This is a genomic window from Streptomyces sp. NBRC 110035 (genome assembly GCF_000829695.1).
Lineage (GTDB): Bacteria > Actinomycetota > Actinomycetes > Streptomycetales > Streptomycetaceae > Streptomyces.
This window is the reverse complement of the sequence record NZ_BBNN01000023.1, coordinates 33,563-58,977: the sequence shown is the minus strand read 5'-3', so window position 1 is coordinate 58,977 and position 25,415 is coordinate 33,563. Positions and strand designations below refer to the sequence as shown.

Here is a 25,415-nt window from a genome sequence, read left to right as displayed (position 1 = left end):
TTCAGGGCGAGTCGGACCGGACACAACACGCAAATGCCGCAGAACAGGCCCGGACTTTGACTGTATCCAGTCGGGCGGGCGGCAGGAATTAATGGTTCCCGATAGGGGAGTCGGGACCGCGTTCCCCAACTCTATCGCGTTCAATCCCACGGAATTGCCCCCTCCGCTTCTCTCGCGGAAGGGGCAATCCGATGAACGCTCGGTCACACCGGTTACCGATGGAAATGATCAGCTGTCGGCAGCCGCCGTCAGCCGCCGGCGACGGCCGGAATGATCGACACGCCCGCGCCGTCCGGCGTCGCGGTCTGGAGGCCCTGCTCGAAGCGGACGTCGTCGTCGTTGACGTAGACGTTGACGAAGCGGCGCAGCTTGCCCTGGTCGTCGAGGACGCGGGCGGCGATCCCGGTGTGGTTCTTCTCCAGGTCGGCGATGACGTCGCCGAGGGTGGCGCCCTGGGCGTCGACCTCGGCCTTGCCGCCGGTGTAGGTGCGCAGGATGGTGGGGATGCGGACGGTCACGCTCATGAGCTGAGGCCAGCCTCTCGGAAGGAGTCCAGGTTCGGGCGGATGGTCGCGGTCAGGCCGGTGTCGGCCACCGCGTCCAGCGTCTTGAGACCGTCGCCGGTGTTGAGGACGACGGTGGTCAGGGACGGGTCCAGGTCGCCGTTCTCGATCAGCTTCTTGGTGACGCCGACGGTCACGCCGCCCGCGGTCTCCGCGAAGATGCCCTCGGTCCGGGCGAGCAGTCTGATGGCCTCCACGACCTGCTCGTCCGTCACGTCCTCCACCGCGCCGCCGGTGCGGCGCGCGATGTCCAGGACGTACGGGCCGTCGGCGGGGTTGCCGATGGCGAGCGACTTGGCGATGGTCTTCGGCTTCTGCGGCCGGACGACGTCGTGGCCCGCCTTGTACGCGGTCGACACCGGCGAGCAGCCCTCGGCCTGGGCGCCGAAGATCTTGTACGGCCTGTCCTCGACGAGGCCGAGCTCGATCAGCTCCCGCAGCCCCTTGTCTATCTTCGTGAGCTGCGAGCCGGAGGCGATCGGGACGACGATCTGGTCGGGCAGCCGCCAGCCGAGCTGCTCGCAGATCTCGTACGCGAGGGTCTTGGAGCCCTCGGCGTAGTACGGCCGGAGGTTGACGTTGACGAAGCCCCAGCCCTCGCCGGCCGGGTCGCCGATCAGCTCGGAGCAGAAGCGGTTCACGTCGTCGTAGTTGCCCTCGATTCCGACGAGCTCACCGCCGTAGACGGCGGCCATGACGACCTTGCCCTGCTCCAGGTCGTGCGGGATGAACACGCAGGAGCGCAGTCCGGCACGGGCGGCGGCGGCGCCGACGGCACCGGCGAGGTTGCCCGTGGAGGAGCAGGAGAGGGTGGTGAAGCCGAAGGCACGGGCGGCCTCCAGGGCCTGGGCGACGACCCGGTCCTTGAAGGAGTGCGTCGGGTTGCCGGAGTCGTCCTTGACGTACAGGCCGCCGGTGACGCCGAGCTCGCGGGCGAGGTTGTCGGCCTGGACGAGCTTGGTCCAGCCCGGGTTGATGTTCGGCTTGGTCGCCACGTCGGCGGGGACGGGCAGCAGCGGCGCGTAGCGCCAGATGTTCGCGGGACCCGCTTCGATGCGCCGGCGCAGTTCCTCGGTGTCGTAGGCCGAGAAGTCGTAGGCGATCTCCAGCGGGCCGAAACACTCCTCGCAGGCGAAGACGGGACCGAGCGGCACGCGGTGGCCGCACTCGCGGCAGGACAGCGCGGCGGCGGGGCCGAGGTCGACGGAGGGTGCGGCGGAACCGGAGCGCTCGGCGGAGCCGGCGGATTCGGTGGTGCTTGTGACAGTCTGCACAGCCATGTGAGGCGAGGCCCTTTCTCCTCATCTTCCTCACGACGCATCTCGCCGTGAGACGGATTTGGCACCTTCCCTAGCCGGGAGCCTCGCGAGAACGATCAGCGACACGTGCGCGATCCACCGCGCGGTGCGCTGCTGGATCGTCGATCGACGGTGATCTACGAGAACCGGCTGGAGGGTTGCCGGGGCTTCATCGGGCCGTTTCCCTCTGCCCCTCTGGATGAGCTGTATTCGGTTGTCCGTCATGCGGTCGTGCGGCGCGGACGAGGACCGGAGGAGGTCGCGACCCCCGATGTGCGTGGCCATCCGCGTTGTCCAAGACTGTAACCGAAGGCCAGGACGGTGCAGAGAGCACGTCCGAACCGCGAGACGGATCACGGGGGCACGGACCACCGGTGTACGGACCGCAGGAGTACGGACCACCGGTGTACGGACCGCAGGAGCACCGCAGGAGTATGGGCCAGAGGATCTATGGACCACAGGACTGAGGAGCCGCTGACCGTGCTGGAAGAAGTCGAGCGTTGGCTGGCCCACCGCTCCTGGTCCGTGAGCGACCGCCCGATGCACCGCCTCCTGGCCGCCAGGCGCGCCACGGGACAGACGGTGAGCGTGGTGCTGCCCGCGCTCAACGAGGAGGCGACGGTCGGGGAGATCGTCACGACGATCCGGCACGACCTGATGCTGGGGGTCCCGTTGGTCGACGAGATCGTGGTCGTGGACTCCGGCTCGACCGACGGCACGGCCCGGGCGGCCGCGGCGGCGGGCGCGGCCGTGGTGCACCGGGACACGATCCTGCCCCGCATACCCGCCGTGCCCGGCAAGGGCGAGGTGCTGTGGCGCTCCCTGCTGGTCACCCGGGGGGACATCGTCTGTTTCGTCGACGCGGACCTCAGGGAGTTCTCCGCCGACTTCGTCGCCGGCATCGTCGGCCCCCTGCTCACGGAGCCGGACGTGCAGCTGGTGAAGGCCATGTACGACCGGCCCCTGGGCGACGCCGCCGCCCAGGGCGGCCGGGTCACGGAACTGGTGGCGCGCCCGCTGCTCAACCTGCACTGGCCGCGGCTGGCCGGCTTCGTGCAGCCGCTGGGCGGCGAGTACGCGGCCCGCCGCTCGCTCCTGGAACGGCTGCCCTTCCCCGTCGGCTACGGCGTCGAGCTGGGCACGCTGGTCGACGCCCTGCACCTGGTGGGCCTGGACGCCCTCGCCCAGGTCGACGTCGGTGTGCGCAAGCACCGGCACCAGGACGGCCAGGCCCTCGGCCGCATGTCCGCCGCGATCTACCGCACCGCCCACCTCCGGCTGGCCCGCAGCCACCTGCTCCGCCCCGCTCTGACCCAGTTCGAACGCACCGGCACCGGCTTCGAGCCGCGCACCCACCCGGTGGACACCCAGGAGCGCCCTCCGATGACGGAGATAGCCGAGTACCAGTCCCGCCGGGTGGCCTGACCACGACGGCCCGCGGCCCGGACCGAGGCGCTTGGCCCGGCCTTCCGGGGGCATCCGGCCGGATCCGGCCGATCCGCTGGCCCGTCCGTGGCCGATCCGTACGTTTGAGCGTTTCAAAGGCGGGCTAGGTTGGGCGTATGGCTTCCATGCAGGCTGGTCAGGACGCTCGGAACGCTCGGGTGCTGGTCGCGTCGAACCGCGGCCCCGTTTCGTACACGGTGGACGAGGACGGTTCGCTGCGCGCCAGGCGGGGCGGCGGCGGGCTGGTGTCCGGGCTGTCGGCCATCGGACCCGACGCGGGCGCGCTGTGGGTGTGCTCGGCGCTGTCCGACAGCGACCGCGAGGCGGTGCGGCGCGGGGTCGGCGAGAACGGCGTGCGGATGCTGGACATCCCCGCGGACGTGCACGCCGACGCGTACAACGGCATCGCGAACTCGGTGCTCTGGTTCGTGCACCACATGCTGTACCAGACGCCGCTGGAGCCCGTCTTCGACGCGGAGTTCCGCCGGCAGTGGGCGTCGTACGAGGCCTACAACCGGGCGTTCGCCGAGGCGCTGGCCGAGGAGGCGGCGCAGGGTGCCGCGGTGGTGGTGCAGGACTACCACCTGACGCTGGTCCCGGGGCTGCTCCGGGAGCTCCGCCCCGACCTGCGCATCGGCCACTTCTCGCACACGCCGTGGGCGCCGCCGGAGTACTTCCGGATCCTGCCCGACGACATCGCCGGGCAGGTGCTGCGCGGGATGCTGGGCGCGGACCGGCTCGGCTTCCTGACCCGGCGCTGGGCGGACGCGTTCACCGCGTGCTGCGAGCGGTTCGCCGGCGGGCTCGGGAAGACCGCGATCGGGGTGCACGGGCTGGGTGCCGACGCGGACTTCCTGCGCGGCCGGGCGCACGAGGCGGACGTCGAGGAGCGGATCGCCACGCTCCGCGAGGAGATCGGCACGGCTCCCGACGGGACCGCGCGCAAGGCCGTCGTCCGGGTCGACCGGACCGAGCTGTCGAAGAACATCGTGCGCGGCCTGCTCGCGTACCGGCAGCTCCTCGACGACCACCCCGAGTGGCGCGAACGGGTCGTGCACGTCGCCTTCGCCTACCCCTCCCGGCAGGATCTCGCCGTGTACCGCGACTACACGGCCGAGGTGCAGCGGGTCGCCGACGAGATCAACGAGCGGTACGGGACCCCGGGCTGGCGTCCGGTCGTCCTGCACGTCCGGGACGACTTCGCGCGCTCCCTGGCCGCGTACCGGCTGGCCGACGTGGCGCTGGTCAACCCCATCCGGGACGGGATGAACCTGGTCGCCAAGGAGATCCCGATCCTGTCCGAAGGGGGCTGCGCGCTGGTGCTGTCCCGGGAGGCGGGGGCGTACGAGGAGCTGGGCGAGGACGCGATCACCGTCAACCCGTACGACGTGGTCGACACCGCGCGGGCCCTGCACGAGGGGCTCGTGATGAGCCCGGAGGAGCGGACCGAGCGTGCCGGGCGCCTGGCCGGGGCGGCGACCGCGCTGCCGCCGGAGCAGTGGTTCCTGGAGCAGCTGAACGCCCTGCGGGACGGAAACTGAGGCCTGCGGCCCCGCCTCCGCGGGTGGCGGCTCCGGTCGGCGCGGCCCGGCCGACGCGGCTGCGCGAGGGCCGGTGCGCGGGGCTGCGGACGTCGGTGTGGCCCCCCGCTGTGCCACACCTCTGCTCACGGAGCCGGGGGAGACCTGCCGACCCTTCGTCGGCTCCCCTTCCGGCTCCCGGCACCTCCCGGTCTGCCGCCCGGTGTGCCTCCCGGTCCCCCTGGACGGCCGGTCGTGCAGGCGTGGGGACGGGCAGGCGCGGATAGGTTGACGGTATGGGCAGCCCCAAGGACTCCACGGACCCGAACGCCACGCACTCCGACGCCTCCGGCACCCTGCCGGTGCCCGCCACGCGGGCCGGACGGGAAGGACTCGACGCGCTGATCGCGCGGCCGGGCAGGGCGCTGATCGCGCTCGACTTCGACGGGACGCTCGCGCCGATCGTGCCCGACCCCGAGCAGGCCCGCGCCCATCCCGGCGCGGTGCGCGCGCTCGCCGCGCTCGCCCCGGAGGTGGCCTCCGTGGCGGTGATCACCGGCCGGCCGCCCGCGGTGGCGGTACGCAACGGTGGCTTCGCGGACGTTCCCGGCCTGGAGCACCTCGTCGTCCTCGGCCATTACGGCGCCGAGCGCTGGAACGCCGCCACCGGCGACATCACCGCGCCCGCCCCGGACCCCGGGGTCGCCGCCGTGCGCGTGGAACTGCCGGGGCTGCTCGACCGGGCCGGCGCCCCGGAGGGCACCTGGACCGAGGAGAAGGGCCGCGCGGTGGCCGTCCACACCCGCAGGACCGCCGATCCCCAGGCCGCCCTGGAGGCACTGCGCGAGCCGCTGACCGGACTGGCGCAGCGGCACGGTCTGGTCGTCGAGCCCGGCCGCATGGTCCTGGAGCTGCGTCCGCCCGGCATGGACAAGGGCGTCGCCCTGGCGGAGTACGCCCGCGAGATCGGCGCCGGGACCGTCCTGTACGCCGGGGACGACCTGGGCGACCTCCCCGCCTACGCCGCCGTCGACACGCTCCGCTCGGCCGGCGTCCCCGGGCTGCTGGTGTGCAGCGGCAGCGACGAGGTCACGGAGCTGCGGGAACGCGCGGACGTGGTGGTCGACGGTCCCGAGGGGGTCGTCGACCTGCTCGATGCGCTGGCGCGGGCCCTGCCCCCACGCACCGACACGACCGGCTGACCGACACGACCGGCCGGCACCACCGCCGATACCGACGCCGACGCCGACCGCCAGGCACCGGGCACCGGGCACCGGGCACCAACGGCCCACGTTCGACGCTCCGCCCTGCGGGGACGCCGCCTGCGGCACGCTCCGCTCGGACGGCGTCCCCGGGCTGCTGGTGTGCAGCGGCAGCGACGAGGCCACGGAGCTGCGGGAACGCGCGGACACGGCGGTCGGCCGGCCGGCTCCGCCGACCGGTCCCGCGTGTCCCGTCGGCCCCCCCCTGCCGTCCCGCGCGCTCCGTCAGCGTTGCGTGCGGCGGGACTCGCGGACGCGTCTGAGCCGGTTCACGGTGACCGGGTCGTGGGCCAGGGCGCGGGGGTCGTCGAGCAGGGCGTTGAGGAGCTGGTAGTAGCGCACCGGGGCCAGGCCCAGCTCCTCGCGGATCGCCCGCTCCTTGGCGCCGGGGCCGAGGAAGCCGCGGCGCTCCAGCGCGATGATGTCCCGCTCGCGCCGCGCCGGCAGCTCCCGCCCCTGCTCGTGGCCCTGTCCCAGCTCCCGCTCCTGGTCCTGTCCCAGCTCCCGCTCCTGGTCCAGCTCCTGGCCCAGCTCCTGGCCCTGGCCCTGCTCCTGCTCCTGCTCCTGCTCCTGCTCCATACCCGCACGGTAGCCCTCGCCGCCGACAGCCGCCGGGCCCCGGCAGGGGCTGCGGGCTCCGACGGTCCTACTGCGCGCTCTCCGCGCGTGTGGCGGTCGCCTGGAGCTGGCGCAGGACGCCCTCGGGGCTGCCGCCCGGGGCCACGGCCTTGCCGATCCGCTGCTTGACGGCCGCGTTGACGTCGGCCCAGGAGGTGTTGCCGACCGGGTAGAGCTCCGCGGTCGCCAGCTGGTCGAGGAAGGGCCGGAGTTTCCTGTCCTCCGTGGACTCCTCCATCACGCGGGACGCGGAGGTGGTGACCGGCAGCAGGTCGTACGCGCGGGAGAACTCGAGCACGTGCTCCTCGCTGTAGACGAAGTCGAGGAAGTCACCGATCTCGTCGCGGTGGCCGTTCTTCTTGAAGGCCATCATCCAGTCGGCGACGCCGAGCGTGGCCGGGCTCCCCTCGTCGGCCCCCGGTGTCGGCACGGTGCCGAACTCCACACCCTTCTGCTCGGCCATGCCGACCAGCGACGGGTGGCCGTTCAGCATGCCGACGTCACCGGCGGCGAAGGCGGCGAACGCGTCGGCGCGGTCGAGTTCGCCGGGCGCGACGGGACCGGTCAGGCCCTTGCCGACCAGCTCGTCCTTCAGCCAGGTGACGGTCGCGGTGTTCTGCGCGGAGTCGAAGGCGTAGGCGCCCATGGTGTCGGTGTAGCCGCCCTTGCCGCCGAGCAGCCACTGCATGGTCTCGGCCTGCGCCTCCTCCGGGCCGAGGGGCAGCGCGTAGGGGTACTTCACGCCCTCCTCCTTCAGCACCTCGGCGTTCGCGGCGAGTTCGGCCCAGGTGTGCGGCGGGGTGAGGCCGGCGTCCTCGAACAGGGCCTTGCTGTAGAACAGCACGCGGGTGGAGGCGGCGAACGGCATGCCGTACTGCACGCCGTTGACCTGGCCCGCGGTGGCCAGCTGCGCGACGAAGTCGGCCTGTACGGGGATGGAGAGCACGTCGTCGGCCTTGTAGAGCAGTCCGTCGGCGGCGTAGTCGGCGTACGCGCCGATCTGGGCCATGTCCGGCGGGTCGCCCGCTTCGACCCGCTCCTTGACCTCGCGGTCGACGTCGTTCCAGGAGTGGACGGTGACGTCGACCGTCACGCCCGGGTGTTCGGCCTCGTACTGCTCCGTCAGCGTGGCCCAGTACTTCTTCGTGCTGTTGTCCACGCCGGTGCCGTAGTCGGCGGCGACCAGTTCCAGGGTGACGTCGGAGGAGTCTCCTCCGACGCCGCATCCGCCGAGGACGCCCGTCAGTCCCAGTGCGGACACCGCCGCGATCGTCCTTGCCAAGCCCCGCCGCTGCACTGCTGCTTGCTCCCGCTCCGGCGCTCCGCGCCATCCGTTCCGAAACTTTTCCAACTTTTCCGATAATCGGATCAAGGTCTACACCATGTAAGTGGACTAGACCTCTTGTGGGTCCCGGGGTCACACTGTCCTCCGTGGAACATGTCATCGCCCTCGATGTGGGCGGCACCGGGATGAAGGCCGCCCTGGTCGGAGCGGACGGCACGCTGCTGCACCGGGCCCGCCGGGCCACCGCGCGCGACCGGGGCCCGGACGCGGCCGTGGCCGGAATCCTGGACTTCGCCGCCGACCTCCGCGCCCACGGCGCCGAGCACCTCGGCGAACCCGCGTCCGCCGCCGGCCTCGCCGTCCCCGGCATCGTCGACGAGACGCGGGGCGTCGCCGTCTACTCCGTCAACCTCGGCTGGCGCGACCTCCCGCTGCGCGCGCTGCTCGCACAGCGGCTCGGCGGCATCCCGGTCGCCCTCGGCCACGACGTGCGCACCGGCGGGCTCGCCGAGGGCCGCATCGGGGCGGGCCGGGGCGCCGACCGGTTCCTGTTCGTGCCGCTGGGCACCGGCATCGCGGGCGCCATCGGCATCGACGGCCGGGTGGAGGCGGGCGCGCACGGCTTCGCGGGCGAGATCGGTCACATCGTGGTACGGCCCGGCGGCGTTCCCTGTCCGTGCGGTCAGCGCGGCTGCCTGGAGCGGTACGCCTCCGCGGCGGCGGTCGGCGAGGCGTGGGCGGCGGCCTGCGGCGCCCCGGACGCGGACGCGGCCCGCTGCGCCGAAGCCGTGGAGTCGGGCGACGTACGGGCCCGGAAGGTCTGGCGGGAGGCGGTCGACGCGCTCGCCGACGGGCTGGTCACCGCGCTCACCCTGCTGGACCCCCGCACCCTGATCATCGGTGGCGGGCTGGCCGAGGCCGGGGAAACCTTGTTCACGCCGCTGCGGGAGGCCGTCCGGCAACGGGTCACCTTCCAGAAACTGCCGTCCCTGGTCCCCGCGGCCCTCGGGGACACCGCCGGATGCCTGGGCGCGGGCCTCCTCGCCCGTGACCTCCTCACCACCCCCGCCGCCCCCGCCGCCCCCGCCGCCCCCGCGACCGACTCCGCCACGGACCCCTCGGCCGCCTCCTCTCCCTACCCTTCGGAGGTAACCACCTGATGGCCCCCACCAAGGTTCTCGCCGGTGCCCGGGTGGTCCTGCCCACCGGAACCGTGGACAACGGCCGCGTGACCGTCGAGGGCACCCGGATCGTCGCCACGGCCCCCGCGAACGCCTCCGCCGGAAATCGCGGGGCCCCCGGGAACGCCGAGACGCTCGACCTGACCGGGCACTGGCTGCTGCCCGGCTTCGTCGACCTCCACAACCACGGCGGCGGCGGCGCGTCCTTCACCTCCGGCACGGTCGACGAGGTCCTCAAGGGCATCCACACCCACCGCCTGCACGGCACCACCACCCTGCTCGCCTCGACCGTCACCGGCGACCTGGGCTTCCTCACCCGGCGCGCGGGCCTGCTCGCGGAACTGGCCGAGCAGGGCGACATCGCCGGCGTCCACTTCGAGGGGCCGTTCATCTCACCCTGCCGCAAGGGCGCGCACTCCGAGGAACTGCTGCGCGACCCCGACCCGGCGGAGGTCCGCAAGCTGATCGACGCCGCCCGCGGCCGGGCGAAGATGCTCACCCTGGCCACCGAACTGCCGGGCGGCCTCGACTCCGTACGCCTGCTGGCCGAGCACGGCGTGATCGCGGCCGTCGGCCACACGGACGCGACGTACGAGCAGACCGTGGCCGCCGTCGACGCGGGCGCCACCGTCGCGACCCACCTCTTCAACGCCATGCCGGCGCTCGGCCACCGCGCCCCCGGCCCGGTCACCGCCCTGCTGGAGGACGAGCGGGTCACGGTCGAGCTGATCAACGACGGCACCCATCTGCACCCGGCCGCGCTCCGGTTGGCGTTCCGTCACGCGGGCCCCGCGCGGGTGGCGTTCGTCACGGACGCGATGGACGCGGCCGGTTTCGGCGACGGCCGCTACATGCTCGGCCCACTGGAGGTCGAGGTCGCCAACGGGGTGGCCCGGCTGGTGGAGGGCGGCTCCATCGCGGGCTCGACGCTCACCCTGGACCGCGCCCTGAAGCGGGCGGTGACCGTCGACGGGCTGCCCGTCGAACACGCGGTCGCCGCCCTGTCCGCCAACCCGGCCCGGCTGCTGGGCATGGACGACCGGATCGGCTCCCTGGAACCCGGCAAGGACGCCGACCTCGTGGTCCTCGACGCGGACTTCACCCTCAAGGGCGTGATGCGCCAGGGCGAATGGGTGCTCTCCCCCCAACCGGGCTGACCCGCCCCGCCCTGTCGGGTTCGAGGCACCGGCCGGGCCCTCCGACGGGGCGGCCCGGACGGGCGTCTCTTCGACACGGTCACGGGCCGGAATCACCGCGGGAGGCGGCCCGGCGCCCCTCACGGCCATGCTGAACACCACGCCCGACATCACCTGTCGCGTACCTGCCGTCGGGCCTGGCGGGGCACCTGCCGTGGCCGGACCGTCCCGGCCGGGCAGCGGCCCTGCCCGCGGTGGCCGTACCGGCCCCGGCGGCGAGCGAGTCCGACCACGAGACCTACGAGGACCTGCCGCCCGGGACGGTGTTCACGAGCCGGGCCGGAACAGCCCGGGGTCTGCCCCGCGGGCCGGGGCGGGTTCCGCCCCGTGCCGGCGGCCTCTACTTCTTGACCTGGCCTTCCTTCAGCGACAGCTGGTCCAGCAGGACGTTGCACTTGTCGCCGTCGGCACAGGAGACCGAGAGGGTGTTGGTGCCCTTGTTGAGCGTGGGCCACGCGAAGGTCTGGGTCCAGCCCTTCGCGAAGTCGCCGTCCTCGGCACGGGCGAAGTTGTCCATGTTGAGCTTGGAGCCGAACTCCTTGCCGTTGACGGTGAGCGTCATCGACTGGGGGTCGTCGGTGGTGCTGTAGCGCACGAAGACGGTGTAGGTGCCGTCCTTCGGGATGCCGTCGACCGTCCAGGTGACCGAGGAACCCGGCTTGTTGAGGTTCGCCACGTAGATGCCGCCGTCGGACTGCGCGCCCTCGACGTCCTGCGCGAGGGTCGCCTCGCCGCCCAGGCGCAGCGCCTTGGCGTCGATCGTCGGCAGTTCGGCCGCTTCCTCTTCCTCGTCACCGCTCGCCGAGGGGCTGCTCTCCCCGGTGGGCTGGGACTGGGTCGGCGTCGAGTCGGCCTGGTTGCCGCTCTTGTCGTCCTCGTCGTCGCCGCCGATCATCGCCAGGCTGATGCCGACGACCACCGCGGCGAGCACCGCGACGGCGCCGATGAGCAGGCCCTTGGTGTTCGGGCCGCGGCCCCGGCCGCCACCACCGTGACCGCCGCGGTTGCCGGGCAGCTGCGAGGAGCCGCCGGGCAGCGTCTCCGGTGCCGCGTAGTTCGCGTTCGGCTGGCCGTACGTCCCCTGCTGCTGCGGCGCCTGCGCCGCGGGGCCCTGCTGGCCGTACTGACGCGTACCGACCGCCCGCACCCGGTTGACCGAGTTCGGATAGCCGTAGCCCCCGGACGGCGGCTGGGCTCCGTTGGCCTGCCCGTCGGCGTAGAGGTAGCCGAACGGGTCGTCGTCCTCGGGCGTGCTCGCGCCGTTGTTGCCGGGCGTCATCCCTTGGTACTCCTAGCTGCGGATCGAATGCGGTACGGGTGGTGAGGAAGGCGAGCCTACCCGCTTCGCGTGCCCCGAACGGGTGGCTCCGACCGCGTCAACCGGCTGAACTGCGGTTCATCCCGCCCGCCGATGCTGTTTGGGACGAGATCGTTTCTCGACGTACATCCGCTCGTCGGCGGACTTCAGCACCTCGTCCGCCGTCATCCCGCAGTGGGCCCATCCGATGCCGAAGCTGGCGCCGACCCGCACGGCCCGTCCCTCGGCCCGGATGGGCTGGATGATCTCGTTGCGCAGCCGCACGGCGAGGTCCTGGGCGTCGGCCCGGCCGAGCCCGTTGGCGAGGATCACGAACTCGTCGCCGCCGAGCCGGGCGACGGTGTCGCCGTCCCGGACGCCGTTGCTGAGCCGGCGGGCGACCTCTATGAGCACCGCGTCCCCCGCGTTGTGCCCGAACCGGTCGTTGATCGACTTGAAGCCGTCGAGGTCGCAGAAGAGCACCGCGAGGCCCTTGGCGCCGTCGTCGCGGTCGCCGTCGGGGGCGATGGCGTGCACATGGTGGTCGTAGCCCTCGAGCCCCTCGCCCTCGGGCGGGAAGTCGAAGTCGTGACCGCGGTCGAAGGCGGGCGGACCGTGGGCGGCGTCCTGGGAGTCGAAGGACTCGAAGGCGGCCATGGCCTCGTCGACCGCTGCGGGCAGCACCGACGGGCGCTGCCGGCACAGGCGGGCGGAGAGCCGGGCGCGCAGCTCGGCGGAGTTCGGCAGGCCGGTGAGGGAGTCGTGGGAGGCGCGGTGCGCGAGGTGCAGCTCGCGGCGCTTGCGGTCCTCTATGTCCTCGACGTGGCTGAGCAGGAAGCGCGGCCCGTCGGCCGCGTCGGCGACGACGGAGTTGCGCAGGGACACCCACACGTAGGTGCCGTCCCGGCGGGCCAGCCGCAGCTCGGCGCGGCCGCCCTCGGCGGAGGTCCGCAGCAGCGTGCCGATGTCCTCGGGGTGCACGAGGTCGGAGAAGGAGTAGCGGCGCATCGCGGAGGCGGGGCGGCCGAGCAGCCGGCACAGCGCGTCGTTGGTGCGCAGGATGCGGCCGTGCTGGTCGCCGCCCATCTCGGCGACGGCCATGCCGGACGGGGCGTACTCGAAGGCCTGCCGGAAGCTCTCCTCGCTGGCGCGCAGGGCCTGCTGCTCGCGCTCGAGGCGCACCAGGGCGCGCTGCATGTTGGAACGCAGCCGGGCGTTGCTGATCGCGATGGCGGCCTGGAAGGCGTACATCTGGAGCGCTTCGCGGCCCCAGGCGCCGGGCAGCCGGCCGTTGCGCGGGCGGTCCACGGAGAGCACGCCGACCAGTTCGCCGGCCCCGCCGCCCTGCGGGCCGGGGGCGTACATCGGGGCGAAGAGCCGGTCGGAGGGGTGCCACTCGTCCTCGAAGCGCGGGGCGGGGCCGTCGGTGTACCACTGCGGGACGTCGTCGTCGTCGAGGACCCAGCCCTCGGTGTGCGGGATGAAGATCAGGTCGCCCCAGCTCTCCCCCATGGAGAGGCGGCGCTCCCAGGACTCGCGCGAGCCGACCCGGCCGGTGATGAGGGCCTCCGCGGCCGCGTTGCCCGAGAACGCGGCGACGACCAGGTCGCCGTCGGGGCGCACGAGGTTGACGCAGGCCAGTTCGTACCCGAGGGCGTCGACGACACCGTCGGCGACGGTCTGGAGGGTGTCGGCCAGGCTGCGGGCCGTGTTCATGTCGGCCATGCCCCGGTGCAGTTGCCGCAGGGAAGCAAGGCGGACGTAGGGCTCCGACTCGGCCTCCATGCTCACCCTCCCCCCGGGACCTCGCGGCGAATCAAGCGTTCTCATCGGCGTATCGTCCTGGCAGTCTTTCCAGCCACTGAATCACAGCGCGCTGCCCACTCGGTACACAGGGTCAACGATTATCGTATCTTGTGACTCAAGTCACAACCAAACGTGAACAATTGAGAGGCCTTTCCGCGGTTTCTCCGGCTCCTCACCGGAAATGCCGAATGCGCGGCATGTGCCGCCCGCGCATTCCGCGGCCCCTCCACGGGGTCCGGCCCGTGGCCGCCCGCCCGCGCCCGTGGAACGACGGAGTCCGCCGCTGGTCCTAGGTCCCCGCTCGGGCGGAGGCCTGATGCGGTGCGTACGGAGCGGAGACTAGCGTTTCCGGCGTGCCGAACATTCCCGTACCCCCGCCCACGATCACCCCTGTGCCCGCCGCCCGGCATGCTGAGGGGGTGAGCAACGACGAGTTCCGTGCAGCCATGTCCCGTCTGGCCGCCGGCGTGGTCCTGGTGACCGCGCAGGAGCCGCCGCTGGACCCGGACGACCCGCGGGCACCGGCCGGCGAGGACGTCGGCATGACCGCGACCGCGTTCCTGTCGGTGTCCCTGGACCCGCCGTTGGTGCTGGTCAGCCTGCGCGAGGGCTCCCGCATGGACGACCTGCTCGACGAGCAGCCACTGTGGTCGGTGTCGGTGCTGTCCGAGAGCCAGCGGCACATCGCGGGCCGCTTCGCGATGAAGGGCCGGATCAGCGACCGCCTCCTCTTCGAGGACATCCCGTACGTGCGGGGCGAGCACAGCGGCGCCCCCCTGGTCGGCGGCGCCCTCGCCACCCTGGAGTGCCGCACCGAGCAGCGGGTGCCGGCCGGCGACCACACCCTGGTGATCGGCCGCGTCCTGACGGCGGACGTACCCAGCGCGGACGGCGGGCCGCTGGCCTACTTCCGGGGCCGCTACCGCCACCTGGCCTGAGCCGCCCGAGCCCTCCCCGGGACCCTCCCCCGCCGCCTCCCGAACTCCCCGAACCGGACGTTCCTTTTACCGAACGGAAAGAGCGAACCTACGCCGCCCGGGTGACGAAGACCACACCTCCCCGCCCCGAAGAGATCACCTCGGAAAACCTCGACGCCGCCCTCGGCCTACGCGTCCGCCCCGACCAGGAGTTCGCGGTCGCCCCGGTCGTGAAGTCCCTCGGTCGTGAAGTCCCTCGCCGAGGCATACGTCCACCCCGGCTCCGCCTGATCATGGACGGTGACCGCGCGGTCGGCTTCCTGACGGCCTTCCTCGACATCAACTGGCACGACCGACGGCAGCGTCGTCCGCTCGGGCCTGTGGCGGCTGAACGGTGGGGTTGCCTCCCGGCTCGAGCGCAGTCGAGAGTCGGGGGGCCGAGGAACAGGGCAAGGGCTACGGCCGCTTCGCCGGGGAGGCGGTCGCCGACCGGATCCGCGCCCGGGGCGGCAAGAGCAGTGCTACGTCTCCCGGCCCGGCGGAAAGCGAGGCGCTCCGCCCCGCGCCGGTCACCCCCAGTCCCGCGAGGAGCGCCCCCGCTTCGTCTCCGAGCGCTGCTTCTTCTCCCGCAGCCGGCGTTCGTTGATGCCGCGCGGGATGCGGGTCGGCCTGCGGGGCCGGGGCGGGGGCGCGGTGGCCTCGGCGAGAAGCGCCGCGAGGCGCACGGCGGCGGTCTCCCGGTTGCGCCACTGGGAACGGTGCTCGGAGGCCCGGACGGTGACGACACCGTCGGACAGCCGCTCCGCCAGCCGCTCCAGCACCCGCTGTTTCCACACCTCGGGCAGCGCCTGGGTGGCGGCGAGGTCGAAACGCAGCTCGACCTGCGAGTCGGTGGTGTTCACGTGCTGCCCGCCGGGCCCCGACGAGCGCGAGAAACGCCACATGAGCTCGGCCTCGGGCAGGAGGACGGAGCCGCGGATACTGAGAGCTCTGGGGAACCGCCCCCCAGACCCCCGACGGGGACCGGACATGCCGTCCATCGTCCCTCCCCCGACCGGTCCACGTCACCCGAATATCCCGGGTAAAGAAAGTAAAGCCACCTGGAACCTCGCGTGCTCCTCTCGCGTTCAAGGAGGTAGCTGTAGCTTCGTAGCCGTACGTACACGAGGGAAGGGACTCCCAACAATGGCTGTAAGCCTGTCCAAGGGTGGCAACGTCTCGCTCACCAAGGAGGCTCCGGGCCTGACCGCCGTCACCGTGGGCCTCGGCTGGGACGTCCGCACCACCACCGGCACGGACTTCGACCTCGACGCCTCCGCGATCGCGGTCAACCCGCAGAGCAAGGTGTACTCGGAAGGTCACTTCGTCTTCTTCAACAACAAGCAGACCCCGGACAGCACCATCGTCCACACCGGCGACAACCGCACCGGTGAGGGCGAGGGCGACGACGAGCAGATCAACGTCAACCTGGCCGGTCTCCCGGCGGACGTCGACAAGATCGTCTTCCCGGTCTCGATCTACGACGCCGAGAACCGCAGCCAGAACTTCGGCCAGGTGCGCAACGCGTACATCCGCATCCTCAACCAGGCCGGCGGCACCGAGATCGCCCGCTACGACCTGTCCGAGGACGCGGCCACCGAGACCGCCATGGTCTTCGGCGAGCTGTACCGCAACGGCGCCGAGTGGAAGTTCCGCGCCGTCGGCCAGGGCTACGCCTCGGGTCTGACGGGCATCGCCCAGGACTTCGGCGTCAACGTCTGACGGACGACGCCGCGCGCATGCGCTGCGGAGCCCCCGGCCCGCCTCCCCGGCGGCCGGGGGCTCCGGCATGGGTACGGGGGCGGTCACGGGGTCTACGCGGTCGCGAGGACGGGCGCGGGCGTGCCCCATGGTCCGGCCTACGGCTCAAAGGGGCGTGCCGGCTTCCCCTCCCCGTACAACCAGTCCGACCAGATTCCGCCGAAGTCCTCGTCCGGGGCCGCCTTCTCCACGTACGACGTGAAGTCGCCGGTGTCCGCGGTGCCGTGGCGGTGGTCCTTCGCCCAGCCGCGCAGGAGGGCGCGGAAGGCGTCGTCGCCGACCGTCTGCCGGATCCTGTGCAGGACCATCGCGCCGCGCTGGTAGACGGGGACCCCGGAGATGTGCTCCGCGTCGGGCGGCCGTGCGGGCGGGAACGACCAGATCGCCTCGTTCGTCGCCGCGTCGGGGAAGTACGTCCCGGCGTACATCGCGTCGAAGGTCTCCTGAGCGGTGCCGCCCCCGTGGTCCTCCCGCCACAGCCATTCCGCGTAGACCGCGAACCCCTCGTTGAGCCACATGTCCCGCCAGGTCCTCGGTGTGACGGAGTCGCCGTACCACTGGTGGGCCAGTTCGTGGACCAGGAGCACCGTGTCGGGCGCCCCGGGGAACAGGGGCCGGTTCTGGGTCTCCAGGGCGTACCCGGCGTCCTCGGGACGCTCGACGATCGCCCCCGCGGAGGAGAACGGGTACGGGCCGAACCAGCCCTCCGCCCACTCCACCACGTCCGGGATCCGTGCCAGCACCGCACGGCTCGCCGCCGCCTGCCGCGGGTCGACGAAGGTGTGGACGGGAAGGCCGCCGGGGGCCGTGGTGCGGCGGGCCTCGTACCGGCCGACGGCGAGCACGGCGAGGTAGCTCGCCATCGGCTCGGTGGTACGCCACGTGAAGGCGGTCCGGTCCCCCGTCGTCCGTTCCCCCGCGGGCTCGCCGTTGGACACCGCCCGCAGGCCCTTCGGCACCGTCGCCGTGACGGTGTACGTCGCCTTGTCGGAGGGGTGGTGGTTGCCGGGGAACCACGCCATCGAGCCCGTCGGCTGGCCCAGTGCCACCGCCCCGTCCGCGGTGCGCAGCCAGCCCTCCTCGGAGCCGTCCGGGTCGGTGACGGTCACCGGGGCGCCGGAGTAACGGACGGTCACCCGGAACGTCCGGCCCCCCTCCAGCACCTTCGGCGGCCGCACGGTCAGCTCCTGACCGGCGCGCCGCCAGCGTGCGGCGGTGCCGTCGACGGTGACCCGCTCGACGTCCAGTCCTTCGAGGTCCAGGTTCAGCGCGGTCAGGTCCTCGGTCGCGCGGGCGGTGATCGTCGCGGTGCCGGTGAGGTGATGGGCGGCCGGGTCGTAGGCCAGGTCGAGGGCGTAGTGGGAGACGTCGTACCCGCCGTTGCCGGCCTCGGGGAAGTACGGGTCGCCCACGCCGGCGCTGCCCGGACCACCGGAGCCCCCGGGCCCGCCGGACGCACCGCCCGCGCACCCGGCCGCCGTCACCGCCACGACCACGAGGGCGGCGGCGACGGCGACGGCGACGGCGGGCGGACGAGGGCCGCGGGGACGGCGAGGGCCACGGGGACGGGAGCGGAGGCGGGGGCGCACCCCGCGATCCTAGGGAGGAACCGGCCGCACACCACGGAACGACCCCGTCCGCCCCGCGGCCGCCGGGCCCGCCCCCTCCCCCGGACCGTCCGCCGCCTCCGCCTCCGCCGTCCGCCCGTCGCCCTCGCCGTGACACCATCACCTCCGTGCTCGACATCGGCTACGCCCTCTCCAACCGCTTCCCCGACCCCCCGCAGACCGACTACCGCCGTGCGGACGTCCACGCCCTGCGGCACGACCTCTTCTGCGGTGACGTCTACCTCGCCGACACCGAGGAGGACCGGGAACTGTCCACAGCCTGGGGATGGGTGCCGGTGCTCGACTTCGCCTGGGCCCTGTGCGACATCGTGGAACGCGTCGACCGGGACCCGGCGGGCTCCCGCGCCTCCCGCCCCCAGCACGCGGAACTGGACTTCACCGAATCCACCGACCGGCTGCTCTTCGAACGCCGCTTCGGCTGGGTGGACATCGAGGCCGAGTGGCGGCCGGCGGCCGAACCGCCCCTGACCTTCTCCCACGCCGAACTCCGCCGCGAGGCACGCGACTTCCTGCACGACCTGCTCGCCGACCTGACCGACCTGCACGAGGACCTGGGCGAGAACCCGGCCGTCTGGACCCTCCAGGCCCGCTACCCCCGCCTGAAGTAACCCACCGCGCCCTTCCCCCCTCCACCCCTCGCCCCGCTCCCCCTCACCCCTCCACCCGGATCCCCAGCTCCCCCGCCAGCACCGGCGCCAGATCCAGCAGTTGCCCCGTACTGATCACCGCCCCCGCCAGCCGGTCCACCCCCCGGGCGATCTCCAGCGGGGCGGCACCGCGCAGATCGACGTCCGTCAGGGTGGCCCCGCCGAGATCGGCGCCCTTCAGCGCGCAGTCCACGAACTCCACCCGCTCCAGCCGCGCCCCGCCGAAGTCCGGCTCGACCAGGACACAGCTCTCGAAGACGACGTCCCTGAGCCGCGCGGACCGCAGATTCAGGAAGTCGATCTTCCCGCCCCGGACCAGCACCCGCTCCAGCCCCGCCCCGTGCAGCTGGGTCCCGCCGAGACGCGCGTCCGTCAGCTCGACGTCGCGCAGCGTCGCCCCGGAGAGATCCGTACCCACACCCCGCACACCGGCGAGGACCGAGTCCAGCACCCGGGCCCTGGACAGCCGCGTCCCGTCCAGCACGCACCCCGTCAGCGCGCAGTCCATGAACCGCGCCCCCGCACCGTCCTGCCCCGCGAGGTCCACCTCCCGGAACTCCAGACCGTCGTAGTCCCCGTCCGGCTCCAGCCCGCCCCCCTCGTACCGCTCCAGCACCGGCAACCGCACCTCCGGCCGCCGCGCGCCCTTCACCCCCGCACCACCCGCCGACCCCGCTCGCCCCGCCATGCCCTCATCCTGCGCTCCCCCGCTGACAATCGACCTGACCTGCGAAGACCTCGAACCTGTCACATCCTGGGGCCCTGGGCCGTCGTAGTCGCCAGCGACCGGCACCGCCGGAGACGGGACCGTCTCCGGCACCGCCGGGCGCGCCCCCGACCGAGGGAGAGCCCAGCCATGCACCGCATCACCGTCCTCGGCGGCGGCTTCGCCGGCCTGACCGCGGCCATCACCGCCGCCGAGGCAGGCGCCCAAGTCACCCTCCACGAAGCGCACCACACCCTCGGCGGCCGCGCCCGCACCGCCGAGGGCCCCTACCGGACCAACGGGGGCCCCACCCCCTCCACAACGGCGGCCCGCACTGCTCCTGGCTCCGGCGGACGCGACCTCGACCTCGACCTCGACCTCGAGCAGGCTCGAGATCGAACAACGGGCCCCGCCGCCACGTGACCGCCGCACCCCATACACCAGAAAACCCCAGGTCGGAGCGTGCCGACCTGGGGTTTCAGTGGAGCCCCCTGTCGGATTCGAACCGACGACCTACGCATTACAAGTGCGTTGCTCTGGCCATCTGAGCTAAGGAGGCGCCGCGCACGCGCGGAGCGCGCGAGGGCGGGTCCACTGTACACAGAGCCGGTTTCGCCCGGCCACGCACTTTGAGCGCTGCCCCCGCCGCGCTCACTCCAGCCCGTACGCGAAGGTGTACGGCACCTTCGTCTCCCCGTGCCGGTAGGTGAACCCGCCGGTGCCGCGCAGCCCGGCCAGTTCCCCGGTGCCCGAGCCCTCGACGACCTCTTCTGGAGTCCGTCGCGCGGGCGGTGTGGGAGCGGCGGGTGCTGCGCGCCCGTTACCGGCGCCGGCGCGGCGAGGTCCGCCGGGAGATGCGCCCGCTGGGTCTCGTGCTGAAGGGCGGCATCTGGTATCTGGTGGCGCTGGCGGAGGACGCCGTGCGCACGTACCGGGTGTCGCGTTTCCAGGCGGTGGAGGAGACGGGCGACCTGTTCACCCGTCCCGCCGGGTTCGATCTCGCCGCGTACTGGGCGGAGTCCGCCCGGCGGCTGGAGACGGCCCTGCAGCAGGGCACGGCCCGGCTGCGGCTCTCACCGCGCGGGCAGAAGCTGCTGCCGATGCGGTTCGGGGCGGCGGGCGTACGGGCGCTCGCGGACTCGGGGCCGCCGGACGGCGAGGGGTGGGTCGAGGTGCGGCTGTCCGTCGAGTCGGAGGCGGTCGCGACCGGCGATCTGCTCCGGCTCGGCACCGCCGCGGAGGTGCTCGGCCCGGCGGAGCTGCGTCGGACGGTCGCCGAGGCCGTGGCGGTACTGGCGAAGCGGTACGCGACCGACGGGTGATCCCGGACCCGGCCGGGTGGCATCCGAAAGTTTCCGCGAAGTTCACAGGGCCGCGGGTACTGACAGACAGGTGAACGCCAGGTACCGTCCTGTGCCAGTCCACCCTCGTGGACTGCACCACACGGAACCACAACGGAACATCCCGTCGTGGCACCACCTTCCTACTCGGATCGTCCGGCACGTTCCTGCCGGTAGAAGGGGGCCCATCACCATGGCCACTGTCACGTTCGACAAGGCGACCCGGATCTACCCCGGTTCGACCAAGCCCGCCGTGGACGCGCTGGAGATCGACATCGAGGACGGGGAGTTCCTCGTGCTCGTCGGCCCGTCCGGCTGCGGCAAGTCCACCTCGCTCCGCATGCTGGCGGGGCTCGAGGACGTGAACGACGGCGCCATCCGCATCGGTGAGCGCGACGTCACGCACCTGCCGCCGAAGGACCGGGACATCGCCATGGTGTTCCAGAACTACGCCCTGTACCCGCACATGACGGTCGCCGACAACATGGGCTTCGCGCTCAAGATCGCCGGCGTCAACAAGGCGGAGATCCGGCAGAAGGTCGAGGAGGCCGCGAAGATCCTCGACCTGACGGATTACCTGGACCGCAAGCCGAAGGCGCTCTCCGGCGGTCAGCGCCAGCGTGTCGCCATGGGCCGCGCGATCGTGCGTGAGCCGCAGGTGTTCCTCATGGACGAGCCGCTGTCCAACCTGGACGCCAAGCTCCGTGTGTCCACCCGTACGCAGATCGCCTCGCTGCAGCGCCGCCTGGGCATCACCACCGTCTACGTCACCCACGACCAGGTCGAGGCCCTGACCATGGGCGACCGCGTGGCGGTCCTCAAGGACGGTCTGCTCCAGCAGGTCGACACCCCGCGCAACATGTACGACAGGCCCGCCAACCTCTTCGTGGCCGGCTTCATCGGCTCCCCGGCGATGAACCTCGTCGAGGTGCCGATCGCCGACGGCGGCGTGAAGTTCGGCAACTCGGTGGTCCCGGTGGACCGCGACGCGCTGGCCGCCGCCACCGACAAGACCGTGACCGTCGGCGTCCGTCCCGAGCACTTCGACGTGGCCGGCGCCGAGTCCGACCAGGGTCTCGCGGTCACCGTCAACGTGGTGGAGGAGCTGGGCTCCGACGCGTTCGTGTACGGCACCGCCAAGGTCGGCGACGAGACCAAGGACCTCGTCGTCCGCGTCGGCGGCCGCAACGTGCCGGAGAAGGGCAGCACGCTGCACGTCGTGCCGCGGCCCGGCGAGAGCCACGTGTTCGCGACGTCGTCCGGCGCGCGCCTGTCCGACTGAGCCGGGCGTCGTCGCCCTCGGAACGCGACGGCCCGGGTAATTCACCCGAGTTGATGAAGAGGGCCCCGCAGTACGCTGCGGGGCCCTCTTCGTTGCGTCCTCCCGGTCGGCAAACGCCCCGACATACGCACCATTTCGGGCAGCAAGCGTCAACGCGCCACCCGGAGATCTCCCCCGCCACGTCACCCGAACCGGTGACTGAATGTCTCCACGTCATCACCTGACGCTACCCTCACACGCGTGAAGCACTCCACTACCCCTCAGACGCGACGCGGCCGGGGCCCCGCCCGCCGTGTCGGCCGTACCCTCGCCCTCGTCCTGCCCGTCGTCCTGGTGTTCTCCGGGACCCTCGCGGTCGCCGGGGTCAACTGGTCGGGGAGCCCTTCGAGTCCGGTCCTCGCCGCCGCCGACACCGCCGTGTCCGGTGCCTCCTCGTCCCGCGCGCCCTCGCGCGCCGCCGAGCGGGCCCCGCACGAGGTCCTGCGGGACACGCTCCTGGTCGAGTTGCAGGAGGAGAACCCGGGCGTCGCCCTCACCCACCTCCAGCAGGCGGTGAACGACCGCCCGTCGCTGGCGCGGCACTGCACGTCGATCGCGCGCGCCCTCGGCAAGGCCGCGGTCCGGGTGTACGGCCCCACCCGGGCCCAGTCCTACTCCCGTCCGGTCTGCGACACCTCCTTCGCCTCGGGGGTGCTCACCGCCCACGGCTGAACCCGTGACCGAGCCCACGGCCCACCCCACGCCCGCACCTCAGCCCGGCTTCCGGCTTCCGGCTTCCGGCTTCCGGCTTCCGGCTTCCGGCTTCCGGCTTCCGGCTTCCGGCTTCCGGCTTCCGGCTTCCGGCTTCCGGCCGACTCTCAACCGGGTCCCCGGCCGGGCCCTCGGCCGCCCTCCGAGCCGGACCCGGTCGGCCCCGGGGCCCGCGGTCCTGGCTTCCGGGCGCCGCGTAGGGTGCGCTCATGACCCATCCGAGTGCCGCGTCGCGCCCCGTTCAAGCCGTCGTCCTGGCCGGCGGCCAAGGCTCCCGGCTCCGCCCGTACACCGACGACCGGCCCAAGCCGATGGTCGAGATTCCCGGTACGGGGACCCCGATCATCGGCCATCAGCTCTCCTGGCTCGCCGAGGAGGGGGTGACGGATGTCGTCGTCTCCTGCGGTCATCTCGCCGAGGTGCTGCAGGAGTGGCTGGACTCCGCCGACCTGCCGCTCTCCGTCACCACCGTCGTCGAGACGGAGCCGCTCGGCCGGGGCGGCGGTCTGAGGTATGCCGCGGCCCGGCTGCCGCACCCGGACAAGCCCTGGTACGCGACGAACGGCGACATCTGGACCCGTTTCTCGCTGCGCGACATGGCGGACTTCCACACCGAGCGGGACGCCGTCGCGACCCTCGCCCTGGCCCGCCCGCGCATTCCGTGGGGTGCGGTGCAGACCGACGGGTTCGGTCACATCACCGACTTCATCGAGTCGCCGCCGTCGACGTTCGAGATCAACGCGGGTGTGTACGTCTTCTCCCCCGGGTTCGCCGCTCTGCTGCCGGAGCGCGGCGACCACGAGCGCACCACGTTCCCACGGCTGGCCCGGGAGCGCCGGCTGGCCGGGTTCCCGATCCCGCAGGGCTCCTACTGGCGGGCGATCGACACCGCGAAGGACCTGACGGAGGCGGCGAAGGAACTGGCCTCCCAGAACCGCTGAGTCCCGGCCCTCCGGCACGACGACGGGGTCCCGCACGCACTGCGTGCGGGACCCCGTCGTCGTGGTGACCGCGCCCGTCCCGGCGTGTGCGGCGGCCCGACGGCCTATCCCAGCAGTCCGCCCACGAGCCGGCCGGGCTCCTCGGGCGCCGGGCCCTGGCCCCCTCCGCCGTCGCTCGGGACGCCGCCGTCGCCGCCTTCCGTGGTGGTGCCGCCCGAGGTAGGGCCGGAGCTGGTGCTCGGGGCCTGTTCCACCGGGGACGACTGCTGGGGCGGGGCCTCACCGGTGGTGCCCTGGGTCTGGCTGGGCGCGCCGGTGACACCGCCGCCGGTGTCGCTGGTCTCGCCGGGGGTGGTGGTACCGGCGGACGGATCGGCGCCGTCGGCACCGGACGTGGCACCCCGGGTGGGCGAGGTGGAGGCGGACGGGGTCTCCTTCCGGCGCTCGCCGGGCTCCTCCGGGAGCGGGGAGCCGGGGAGTTCGTTGCGCGGGGCCTCTCCGGGGCCGGGGACGACCACGCGGTCGGCGTCCCGCACGGCACCGCCGAGCAACGAGCCGACGAGCAGGGTGAGTCCGCAGACGACGACGGTGACGAGGGCACCGCGGCGCAGCACGTAGCGGCGCAGGTCCCAGAGGGCGGAGCCGGGTCCGAGGCGGCGCCAGGCGCAGGCGGCGAGGCGGCCGTCGACGGAGTAGACGGGAGCTCCGGCGATGATCAGCGGGGACCAGGCGGCGAGGTAGATGATGTCGGGCGTGTCGTAGGCGGGGACGCTCTTCCAGCTGACGGTGACCAGCAGCGCGGCGGAGAGCAGGGCCCCGATGACGGCGCCGGCGCGTTGCCAGCAGCCGAGGATGGTGAGGACGCCGACGATCACCTGGAGGAAGGCGACGACGAGTCCGGCGCCGACGGGGTGTTCGAGGGCGAACTGCTGGAGCGGCTGGGCGGCGTCCCAGGGGTGCAGGGTGGTGAGCCACTTCACCATGGAGCCGCGCTCGCCGCCGTCGAAGTAGAGCGGGTCGCAGAGTTTGCCCATGCCGGCGTAGATGGAGATGAAGCCGAGGAAGAGACGCAGCGGGAGCAGGACGACCCCGAGGTTCATCCGGCGGCCGGGGTAGTAGGCGTGCCGGGCCGGGTCGTCGCCGTGGCGCCTGGCGCGGCGGTCGCCGGTGTCCGGGTCGGTGGCGGTCCGGTGGCCGCCGGTGTTCCCGTACGCGTCGCCTTCGTCGTCCGGTGCGCCGTACCCCTGGTGGCCGTAACCGTTCTCGTCGTAGCCCTGGCCGCCGTACCCCTGGTCCCCGTAGCCCCGGCCGTCGTACGCCGGTTCGTCGTACGCCGGTTCCTCGTAGGCGCTGCCGACGGTGCGCAGGGGAGGCAGCAAGGGCTGCCGGCTGCCGCCGTGGGTGCGCTGGGGGCCGACGACGGGGGTCTCGAGGGTCCGGGCCGCCGGGTCCTCGGCGTCACCGTAACCGTCGCCGACGTGGGGGATGGCCTGGGTGGCTCCGGCGTCGGCGAGCGGCTGGTCGCCTTGGTGGACGCCTTCGTGCCGCACGGCCTGGAGGAGTCGGTGCGCGCCGGTGTCGTCGGGGGCCGAGCGGCCGCTCCAGACGACGGGGCGCCGCCGGGCCGGGGTCCGGCCCGGGGCGCCCACGGTGGTGACGACGGGGATGCGGGCCGTGTCCTCGGCCGCGATCACGTGCCGTGCGATCCGCGGGGACTGGACGCGTCGGCTCGAGACCCCCAGCTGCACGCGGAAGCTGGCGTGATTGACGATGACCTGCGCCGGATCGCTCGGCACCTTCACCATGCTCAGCGCGGGAACGTCGTCGAGACCCGACGAGCGGTCCCCCGTGGGTGTGCGGGGTGTTCTGGTGTCCACACTCATCTAACCGAGTGACGTGACGTTAGGACACTGCTTTGACGCGCCGGATGTG

At 72.7% G+C, this 25,415-nt stretch carries 23 protein-coding genes, 1 tRNA gene, 2 pseudogenes and 1 riboswitch; of the genes and pseudogenes, 13 read left to right on the top strand and 13 right to left on the bottom strand.

All coding sequences use genetic code 11. From position 1 onward, the window contains the following. Positions 1 to 248: 248 nt before the first annotated feature. Positions 249 to 524, bottom strand: a complete 276-nt coding sequence (locus tag TU30_RS13215; RefSeq protein WP_042168966.1) for a ubiquitin-like small modifier protein 1 — start codon at positions 522 to 524, stop codon at positions 249 to 251. After that, on the bottom strand, positions 521 to 1,843 hold the full coding sequence (thrC, locus tag TU30_RS13210) for a threonine synthase (RefSeq protein ID WP_042168963.1): 1,323 nt from the start codon (positions 1,841 to 1,843) through the stop codon (positions 521 to 523). Before thrC ends, TU30_RS13215 begins: the two co-directional genes overlap by 4 nt. A gap of 18 nt (positions 1,844 to 1,861) precedes the next feature. Then, positions 1,862 to 2,067: riboswitch (SAM riboswitch) on the bottom strand. A 274-nt stretch (positions 2,068 to 2,341) separates the two neighbouring features. Between thrC and TU30_RS13205 the strand changes: the two genes are divergently transcribed. The 3 genes from TU30_RS13205 to otsB all read left to right on the top strand — a co-directional run bounded on the left by TU30_RS13205 (position 2,342) and on the right by otsB (position 6,029). After that, positions 2,342 to 3,286, top strand: coding sequence for a glucosyl-3-phosphoglycerate synthase (locus TU30_RS13205; protein ID WP_042169295.1), 945 nt, complete (start codon positions 2,342 to 2,344; stop codon positions 3,284 to 3,286). 137 nt (positions 3,287 to 3,423) lie between these two features. After that, positions 3,424 to 4,848 (top strand): trehalose-6-phosphate synthase, encoded by a 1,425-nt coding sequence (locus TU30_RS13200; protein ID WP_234307850.1) that lies wholly within the window; start codon positions 3,424 to 3,426, stop codon positions 4,846 to 4,848. A 275-nt stretch (positions 4,849 to 5,123) separates the two neighbouring features. Further along, positions 5,124 to 6,029 carry a trehalose-phosphatase gene (otsB, locus tag TU30_RS13195; RefSeq protein WP_042168958.1) on the top strand — a complete coding sequence of 302 codons (906 nt, stop codon included), beginning with the start codon at positions 5,124 to 5,126 and terminating at the stop codon, positions 6,027 to 6,029. Positions 6,030 to 6,314: 285 nt separating this feature from the next. On the opposite strand, the gene TU30_RS13190 is transcribed toward otsB, so the two are convergent. Both TU30_RS13190 and TU30_RS13185 read right to left on the bottom strand, forming a co-directional pair. Then, positions 6,315 to 6,566, bottom strand: a complete 252-nt coding sequence (locus tag TU30_RS13190; RefSeq protein ID WP_042169292.1) for a DUF3263 domain-containing protein — start codon at positions 6,564 to 6,566, stop codon at positions 6,315 to 6,317. Between the two features lie 169 nt (positions 6,567 to 6,735). Continuing rightward, a complete protein-coding gene (locus TU30_RS13185; RefSeq protein WP_370626643.1) occupies positions 6,736 to 7,968 on the bottom strand; it encodes an extracellular solute-binding protein in 1,233 nt (410 codons plus the stop codon). Positions 7,969 to 8,138: 170 nt separating this feature from the next. Between TU30_RS13185 and TU30_RS13180 the strand changes: the two genes are divergently transcribed. Together TU30_RS13180 and nagA are read left to right on the top strand one after the other, a co-directional pair. Further along, positions 8,139 to 9,152, top strand: a complete 1,014-nt coding sequence (locus TU30_RS13180) for an ROK family protein (protein ID WP_078878280.1) — start codon at positions 8,139 to 8,141, stop codon at positions 9,150 to 9,152. Beyond that, entirely contained in the window at positions 9,152 to 10,330 is a 1,179-nt protein-coding gene (gene nagA / locus TU30_RS13175; RefSeq protein WP_042168953.1) for an N-acetylglucosamine-6-phosphate deacetylase, read from the top strand. The genes TU30_RS13180 and nagA overlap by 1 nt, the downstream gene beginning before the upstream one ends. Positions 10,331 to 10,709: 379 nt before the next feature. Here the strand turns inward: nagA and TU30_RS13170 are convergent, their stop codons facing one another. Together TU30_RS13170 and cdgB are read right to left on the bottom strand one after the other, a co-directional pair. Beyond that, positions 10,710 to 11,648 (bottom strand): carbohydrate-binding protein, encoded by a 939-nt coding sequence (locus tag TU30_RS13170; protein WP_042168952.1) that lies wholly within the window; start codon positions 11,646 to 11,648, stop codon positions 10,710 to 10,712. Positions 11,649 to 11,765: 117 nt separating this feature from the next. Beyond that, positions 11,766 to 13,451, bottom strand: coding sequence for a diguanylate cyclase CdgB (gene cdgB / locus TU30_RS13165; RefSeq protein ID WP_042168950.1), 1,686 nt, complete (start codon positions 13,449 to 13,451; stop codon positions 11,766 to 11,768). A 467-nt stretch (positions 13,452 to 13,918) separates the two neighbouring features. Here cdgB and TU30_RS13160 point away from each other — a divergent pair, with 467 nt between their 5' ends. Then, positions 13,919 to 14,410 carry a flavin reductase family protein gene (locus TU30_RS13160; RefSeq protein ID WP_370626650.1) on the top strand — a complete coding sequence of 164 codons (492 nt, stop codon included), beginning with the start codon at positions 13,919 to 13,921 and terminating at the stop codon, positions 14,408 to 14,410. A gap of 167 nt (positions 14,411 to 14,577) precedes the next feature. Here TU30_RS13160 and TU30_RS38275 read toward each other — a convergent pair whose 3' ends face one another. Both TU30_RS38275 and arfB read right to left on the bottom strand, forming a co-directional pair. After that, the gene (locus tag TU30_RS38275) at positions 14,578 to 14,739 is read right to left on the bottom strand and encodes a hypothetical protein (RefSeq protein WP_158719311.1); all 162 of its coding nucleotides are present in this window, start codon (positions 14,737 to 14,739) and stop codon (positions 14,578 to 14,580) included. 219 nt (positions 14,740 to 14,958) lie between these two features. After that, positions 14,959 to 15,429: an alternative ribosome rescue aminoacyl-tRNA hydrolase ArfB gene (gene arfB, locus TU30_RS13155; RefSeq protein ID WP_042168947.1), complete on the bottom strand. Its 471-nt coding sequence runs from the start codon at positions 15,427 to 15,429 to the stop codon at positions 14,959 to 14,961. Positions 15,430 to 15,574: 145 nt separating this feature from the next. On the opposite strand from arfB, the gene TU30_RS13150 reads away from it, so the two are divergent. After that, positions 15,575 to 16,150 (top strand): TerD family protein, encoded by a 576-nt coding sequence (locus TU30_RS13150; RefSeq protein WP_042168946.1) that lies wholly within the window; start codon positions 15,575 to 15,577, stop codon positions 16,148 to 16,150. 137 nt (positions 16,151 to 16,287) lie between these two features. Here the strand turns inward: TU30_RS13150 and TU30_RS13145 are convergent, their stop codons facing one another. Continuing rightward, entirely contained in the window at positions 16,288 to 17,685 is a 1,398-nt protein-coding gene (locus TU30_RS13145) for a M1 family metallopeptidase (protein ID WP_370626649.1), read from the bottom strand. Between the two features lie 239 nt (positions 17,686 to 17,924). Between TU30_RS13145 and TU30_RS13140 the strand changes: the two genes are divergently transcribed. Further along, positions 17,925 to 18,425 carry a hypothetical protein gene (locus TU30_RS13140; protein WP_042168942.1) on the top strand — a complete coding sequence of 167 codons (501 nt, stop codon included), beginning with the start codon at positions 17,925 to 17,927 and terminating at the stop codon, positions 18,423 to 18,425. A 43-nt stretch (positions 18,426 to 18,468) separates the two neighbouring features. Here TU30_RS13140 and TU30_RS13135 read toward each other — a convergent pair whose 3' ends face one another. Then, the gene (locus TU30_RS13135) at positions 18,469 to 19,152 is read right to left on the bottom strand and encodes a pentapeptide repeat-containing protein (RefSeq protein WP_078878279.1); all 684 of its coding nucleotides are present in this window, start codon (positions 19,150 to 19,152) and stop codon (positions 18,469 to 18,471) included. 168 nt (positions 19,153 to 19,320) lie between these two features. Here TU30_RS13135 and TU30_RS13130 point away from each other — a divergent pair. After that, a pseudogene (locus TU30_RS13130) lies at positions 19,321 to 19,523 on the top strand (FAD-dependent oxidoreductase); the annotation flags it as partial. 129 nt (positions 19,524 to 19,652) lie between these two features. Here TU30_RS13130 and TU30_RS13125 read toward each other — a convergent pair. Both TU30_RS13125 and TU30_RS33995 read right to left on the bottom strand, forming a co-directional pair. After that, positions 19,653 to 19,729 (bottom strand) — tRNA-Thr (locus TU30_RS13125). Positions 19,730 to 19,821: 92 nt separating this feature from the next. Further along, positions 19,822 to 19,899, bottom strand: a complete 78-nt coding sequence (locus TU30_RS33995; RefSeq protein WP_370626648.1) for a hypothetical protein — start codon at positions 19,897 to 19,899, stop codon at positions 19,822 to 19,824. A gap of 35 nt (positions 19,900 to 19,934) precedes the next feature. Between TU30_RS33995 and TU30_RS13120 the strand changes: the two are divergent. From TU30_RS13120 to TU30_RS13105, 4 genes and pseudogenes are all read left to right on the top strand, one after another. After that, positions 19,935 to 20,492: pseudogene (locus TU30_RS13120) on the top strand (helix-turn-helix transcriptional regulator); the annotation flags it as partial. Between the two features lie 211 nt (positions 20,493 to 20,703). Beyond that, positions 20,704 to 21,792: an ABC transporter ATP-binding protein gene (locus TU30_RS13115; protein WP_042168935.1), complete on the top strand. Its 1,089-nt coding sequence runs from the start codon at positions 20,704 to 20,706 to the stop codon at positions 21,790 to 21,792. 240 nt (positions 21,793 to 22,032) lie between these two features. Then, entirely contained in the window at positions 22,033 to 22,503 is a 471-nt protein-coding gene (locus TU30_RS13110; RefSeq protein WP_042168933.1) for a hypothetical protein, read from the top strand. A 248-nt stretch (positions 22,504 to 22,751) separates the two neighbouring features. Next, complete coding sequence (locus TU30_RS13105) at positions 22,752 to 23,483, top strand: nucleotidyltransferase family protein (RefSeq protein WP_042168931.1); 732 nt, start codon at positions 22,752 to 22,754, stop codon at positions 23,481 to 23,483. A gap of 104 nt (positions 23,484 to 23,587) precedes the next feature. Here the strand turns inward: TU30_RS13105 and TU30_RS13100 are convergent, their stop codons facing one another. Next, a complete protein-coding gene (locus TU30_RS13100) occupies positions 23,588 to 25,366 on the bottom strand; it encodes a DoxX family protein (RefSeq protein WP_078878263.1) in 1,779 nt (592 codons plus the stop codon). Positions 25,367 to 25,415: the final 49 nt, after the last annotated feature.

Bases quoted from the DNA above. Each gene is read 5' to 3' on its own strand.
- TU30_RS13215 (WP_042168966.1), bottom strand. From the start codon at position 524: ATGAGCGTGACCGTCCGCATCCCCACCATCCTGCGCACCTACACCGGC.
- thrC (WP_042168963.1), bottom strand. From the start codon at position 1,843: ATGGCTGTGCAGACTGTCACAAGCACCACCGAATCCGCCGGCTCCGCC.
- TU30_RS13200 (WP_234307850.1), top strand. From the start codon at position 3,424: ATGGCTTCCATGCAGGCTGGTCAGGACGCTCGGAACGCTCGGGTGCTG.
- otsB (WP_042168958.1), top strand. From the start codon at position 5,124: ATGGGCAGCCCCAAGGACTCCACGGACCCGAACGCCACGCACTCCGAC.
- nagA (WP_042168953.1), top strand. From the start codon at position 9,152: ATGGCCCCCACCAAGGTTCTCGCCGGTGCCCGGGTGGTCCTGCCCACC.
- TU30_RS13170 (WP_042168952.1), bottom strand. From the start codon at position 11,648: ATGACGCCCGGCAACAACGGCGCGAGCACGCCCGAGGACGACGACCCG.
- cdgB (WP_042168950.1), bottom strand. From the start codon at position 13,451: ATGGAGGCCGAGTCGGAGCCCTACGTCCGCCTTGCTTCCCTGCGGCAA.
- TU30_RS13160 (WP_370626650.1), top strand. From the start codon at position 13,919: ATGTCCCGTCTGGCCGCCGGCGTGGTCCTGGTGACCGCGCAGGAGCCG.
- arfB (WP_042168947.1), bottom strand. From the start codon at position 15,429: ATGGACGGCATGTCCGGTCCCCGTCGGGGGTCTGGGGGGCGGTTCCCC.
- TU30_RS13150 (WP_042168946.1), top strand. From the start codon at position 15,575: ATGGCTGTAAGCCTGTCCAAGGGTGGCAACGTCTCGCTCACCAAGGAG.
- TU30_RS13135 (WP_078878279.1), bottom strand. From the start codon at position 19,152: ATGGCGGGGCGAGCGGGGTCGGCGGGTGGTGCGGGGGTGAAGGGCGCG.
- TU30_RS13115 (WP_042168935.1), top strand. From the start codon at position 20,704: ATGGCCACTGTCACGTTCGACAAGGCGACCCGGATCTACCCCGGTTCG.
- TU30_RS13105 (WP_042168931.1), top strand. From the start codon at position 22,752: ATGACCCATCCGAGTGCCGCGTCGCGCCCCGTTCAAGCCGTCGTCCTG.
- TU30_RS13100 (WP_078878263.1), bottom strand. From the start codon at position 25,366: ATGAGTGTGGACACCAGAACACCCCGCACACCCACGGGGGACCGCTCG.